The organism is Kluyvera intermedia (assembly GCF_021440345.1).
Taxonomy (GTDB): domain Bacteria; phylum Pseudomonadota; class Gammaproteobacteria; order Enterobacterales; family Enterobacteriaceae; genus Kluyvera; species Kluyvera intermedia_A.
Genome location: NZ_JAKCNS010000012.1, coordinates 1 through 5,352 on the forward strand (window position 1 = coordinate 1; position 5,352 = coordinate 5,352).

Here is a 5,352-nt window from a genome sequence, read left to right on the forward strand (position 1 = left end):
ATAAGATTCTTTAGCTATAATGAACCTGATGTGAAAATTAAATCTGCTGGAAATTATATACTACCTTATTATGAAAAAGAAACCCAGCATGACTTTGTTGATCGGCTTTTTGTCAGAGAATATCGCCTTTGGGTTAAAATCAATCTAGAGGATAAGTTGAGTGTTATTATTAATAACAAGCCTGCCATTGTTGCTTGTGGGGGGAAACAGTATAGAGAAGGTATTACAGGGCAGGGAATTAGAAATTATTTCAGTGGGTTGATACCTTCTTATGTAGAGAAAAATGAAAATTCAGATGCATGGATTTTTATGGATCGTGATTTTCAGGCTGATGATAATGCTGAGCATCTTTATCGTTATGTAATGAGGGAGCATCCAGAAAGAAATATATACTTTACTCTAAATAAGGATTCTCATGATTGGCAGAGGCTTGAGAGTGAGGGCTTTCGTATGCTTGAATTTGGCAGCGAACAGCATCATAAAATACTTAAGTCCTGTTCAAAAATTATTAGCTCTAATGCCGACCATTGTGTTGTTAACCTTCTAGGCCCTAGAATGCTTGCTGGCAGGCATTTTGTATTTCTGCAACATGGTGTTATACATAATGATCTTTCAACGTGGTTGAATCAAAAGGAAAACATAGATTGCTTTGTTACATCATCACCATTTGAATACCAGTCAATAGTTGGTAATGCTAGCAAATATAAATACTCAAGCAACGAAGTCGTGTTGACAGGATTACCTCGGCATGATTATCTTGTAAATAATAATGTTAAACCAGAGAAGATTATTCTTGTTATGCCAACATGGCGATCTGATATTGTTGGCAAATCTGATTTAGGTGGACATAGTCGTGTTGTCAATGAAGATTTCTTGGAAACCAATTTTGCGCAGAGTTGGATATCACTTTTGCATTCTAATGAATTTAAAGAGGTATTAGAAAAACATAACTACAGAATAGTAATATACCCACATCCAAATTTAATCCCATATATTAAATATCTCAAAGTTTCCGATAATATCGAAGTTCTGATGCCTGAAAGCGTAAGGATACAAGAGGTGTTTTGTCGGTCTGCATTGCTGCTTACTGACTACACATCAGTTGCATTTGACATGGCTGTACAAGATAAATCCACAATTTATTATCAATTTGATGAATATGAAGTTCTCCATTCAGGAAGGCATACTTTTTGACCGGGATACTTTAAGCACCATCGTGATGGTTTTGGGCCTGTTTGTAGTTCGGAAGAAGAGGTCATCCACTCGCTGGATAGACTGCTGGAGAATGAATGTGTCCTGGATATCGAGGTTGCAGAAAGAATCGCAAAAACTTTCCCGTTACGTGATGGCCGTTGCTGTGAAAGAACGTTCGATGCGATAGTTGCTCTTGATAGCCCTGAGTTACCCGAAATTGCTGCTGATAGACTTGTTAACCAAGCAATGCAGATGACCCGTGAGGGAAACTGGAGTGCAGCTGAATCCTGGTGGAAATCGCTAGCACAGAGAGATGATGTTTGGCTGAGGCAGGATTGGTCTGGACGAATGTTGGAGGAAAGCTGTCTCAACGTACTGAAAGATAATTCAGATTTCGAAGGAAAAGTTCCTGAGAACATACAGTCAACGGTACTTTATCATCTGTTTCTATATATTCGTCCATTAATGAATAACACACATCTCTTAGGTTGGATGGATAGTGATAAAAAAACGAATTTTCTAAACTTGTTGGATGCAATATTTTTCTATATTGACGATAAATCGATCCTTAAATTTTCTCGTGAAGGTAGTTGGTTCCTGCATAAATCTGGTATGTTAAATGCGTTTAAACATCATCAGCCAGACTGCCAGTATGTGTATGTAGATAGCTATGATCGCGTTAAAGAGTTGGTACAGTTGCGATATTTTATTCGTGGTGGCGAACCTGAGATTTTTCAAATCGGTGACGTGTATGCCTTACCTGTGTATGAGAAAACAATGCGACACGATATACTGGAGCGTGAATTCATTCAAGAAAGACGCGTCTGGTTATCTATTAACCCGAAAGATAAGTTAGTCGTCAATATATCTAATTTACCAACCATACTTTCATATGGGGGAAAACAATATAAAGATGGTGTAACGGGCCAGAGCATCATTTCATATTTTAATGGATTGAGACCTAAATATATTGTTAATAGCGAATACGAAAATGCTTGGCTATTCATGGATCAATTATCTCAAGCCGGTGATAATGCTGAGTATCTTTATCGCTATGTGATGAATGAATATCCGGAAAAAGAAATCTATTTCGCATTGAATCAGGACTCCCCAGACTGGAAACGTTTGGAAAATGAGGGCTTCTGCTTACTTTCATTTGGCAGCCAGGAACATCTTAATATACTTAAAAGTTGTTCAAAAGTTATTAGCTCTCAATCCGATAATTATGTTACTAACTTTATTGGACCGAAAATGTTGCTTGGCCGACATTTTATTTACTTACAAAGTGGCGTTAATTGTCATAATAATTCATCACTCCTTAACATTAAGGACAACATTGATTGTTTTGTTACATCCACGCGCCAGGAATACTCGGCTATTTGTAGTGATAATGGCAAGTATAAATATTCTTCCAAAGAAGTCGTGTTAGCAGGATTACCTCGATTCGACTATTTATTATCTTCCGTAGAAGATAGAGAAAACATTGTCTTATTGATGCCATCATTAAACGCTTCACAGATTGATGATGGCATCAATAGCTATCTAGCTCATTGGAATAAGTTGATATCTTCTGACTTATTGAAAGAAACACTCGATGTGTTTGGATATAAAGCTGTGCTTTATATACCATCCGAGTTACCCGCATGTGGTGAGCTGTATAGCAGTGTTGATAATGTTGAAGTGCTAACCTCGAGCGATATTGGACTCTGTGATATTTTGCGAGCCGCAAAATTATTGCTCACCGACTGTTCGCCAACTACTTTTGACATGGCAATACAAAATAAGAGTACAATATATTATCACTCTGATGATGATCTATTTCTGAAATATTTCGGCGATAATCTATCCAGCGAGTATTTTGATTACCATAAGAATGGATTCGGTCCAATATGTTATAATGTTTATGATGCGATTGAGAATATTTCAACTTTATTAAAAAATGACTGTTATCCAGACCAACGGACTCTGGACGTAATTAAAGATACATTTGTCTACCGGGATACGAAATGCTGTGAGCGAATATTTACTGCTATTGAAGCATTAGATAGTAAGAATATTCCAGAAATATCAATTGATGATATGATTTTTCAGGCTACACAAATCGTTGACTCTTCCGACTGGAGATTAGCTGTCCGGTGGTGGCGAACAATTACACAGGATAAGAGGTGCTGGGAAAACGTTGGGTTCTATACAGAACTTCTTGAGTTCTCCTGCTTGCATTTACTCAAGCATGCTTCATCTCAGAATTTATATGTCTCAGTAACATTTCAAAATGCCGTTCTCCAGCATCTATTCATTTATTTTAAACATTTAATGGATCACTCGACTGAGGTCAATTGTTTAAATAATACAACTAAAGAGATATGTTGGGGTATTATTAAAAAAATCACTCAATACATTGATGATGCCGTTATTATGAAGTTTTCTGGGCCAGGGTACTGGTTCCTGCATAAAGTCGGTATTTTAGGGACGCTCAAAAATAGTTCTTTAGAATCACAAATTGTTTATATCGAAAAAGTCGATAAAATTAAGGCATTAGTTCAGTTAAGATACTTTTCTTTTGATGATGAGCCGTTACTGGTTCAGGTTAACGACAAATATTCCTGTGCGTTATATAACAAAGATATATGCCATGATCTTCTTGGGCATCAATTGCTCAAAGAGAAAAGAGAATGGCACAAGCTGCCTATAGATGAATCAGTCCGTATTGATTTTGCTAACCTTCCTACAAGTATTAGTTTTGGCGGAAAACAGCATCATGGAGCTGTTTTTGGAAAATCTATTTATGATTACTTTGAGCACCTCTCTCCTGGATATCCTATGGCATCGAATCATCCAGATGTATGGATTTTTATGGATCGTGAGCTTTATGCTGGTGATAATGCTGAGTACCTCTATCGCTACGTAATGCAGAACTTCCCGGATAAAAATATTTATTTTGCTCTAAGTAAAGAATCACCTGACTGGAATCGGTTAGATAAAGAAGGATTCCAGTTAGTCTCATTCGGGTGTAATAAGCATAAAGATCTGTTAAAGTTATGTAGCAAAGTAATTAGTTCTCAGGCAGAAAATTATGTTACTAATTTACTCGGGCCAAAAATGCTTCATGGTAGACACTTCGTATATTTGCAACATAGTATCAATCAGAATAATTCATATTACGGCTTAAACAAAAAGGACAATATTGATTGCCTAATTACGTCTACGGAAAATGAATATCAGAGCATCATTAATGATCGCAGTATGTATAAATACTCCTCTAAAGAGGTTGTTCTGACCGGTATGCCAAGGTTTGACTCGTTGGTCGGCATACATTCTGAAAAAGCGAAACAGGTGCTTATCATGCCTATCACAGCTGATTCTTATGATGCTAATAATCGGTTAAGTGAGAAATGGAACGACGTGATTACATCTAGTCATCTGAAAAATATAATGGATGAATATGGATATAAGGCTGTCTTTTATTCTAATTCAAAAGTGCATATCGACGATGATATTTGTGACGAGTTAGAACATCTGGAGTTTTTAAGTTCGGAAAATTCAAATATTCAAGAATTGATTCGTAATACAGGATTATTGCTGACCGACAGCACTGAGTTTTCAATTGATATGGCGATTCAGAACAAACCAGTAATTTATTTATGTGACAAAAATAAAATAGATATAAATAACGCTAGCCATGTTTTTAAGGACGTTAGTGATGTATTAATGCTACTGTCACAAGTTTTAGCACAAGACTGCAAACCTGTATACGATATCTTAGATATAGAAAGTCCACGTTTAAATATCCGAGATGGGCTTTGTTGTCAACGTGTTTTCTGCGCAATTAATGATTTAGATAATCCATCAGTTAATGATCCACAACATTACGATAAAATAATCAACGATGCGTTATGGTTTAGTCAGAACGGTTTGTGGGATAACGCCGCTAAAGTATGGTGTAATATTTTAACAGATAATAACTCATTAGATTATAAAGTTAAGTATGTTGAATCATTATTAGCGGGTGGAAACATAGTTAAAACTGCTTATATTGCTGAAAAAATGACGGAAGAAGAACTGTCTTTATGCTCCGATGAACAAAAATCGACTGTTGCGTTCATGTATTTCTTATTGGGAGAATATGAAAAAGTTATAAATATATTTAAGAATTTATCT

At 36.1% G+C, this 5,352-nt stretch carries 2 protein-coding genes; both read left to right on the forward strand.

Annotated features, from left to right (window positions below; all coding sequences use genetic code 11):
• Nucleotides 1–1,194 (forward strand): CDP-glycerol glycerophosphotransferase family protein (locus tag LZ634_RS04190; protein WP_234502551.1); only part of this gene is annotated, 1,194 nt, incomplete at its 5' end.
• A 252-nt stretch (nt 1,195–1,446) separates the two neighbouring features.
• Nucleotides 1,447–5,352: CDP-glycerol glycerophosphotransferase family protein (locus LZ634_RS04195; protein ID WP_234502553.1), on the forward strand; the 3,906-nt coding region annotated here is incomplete at its 3' end.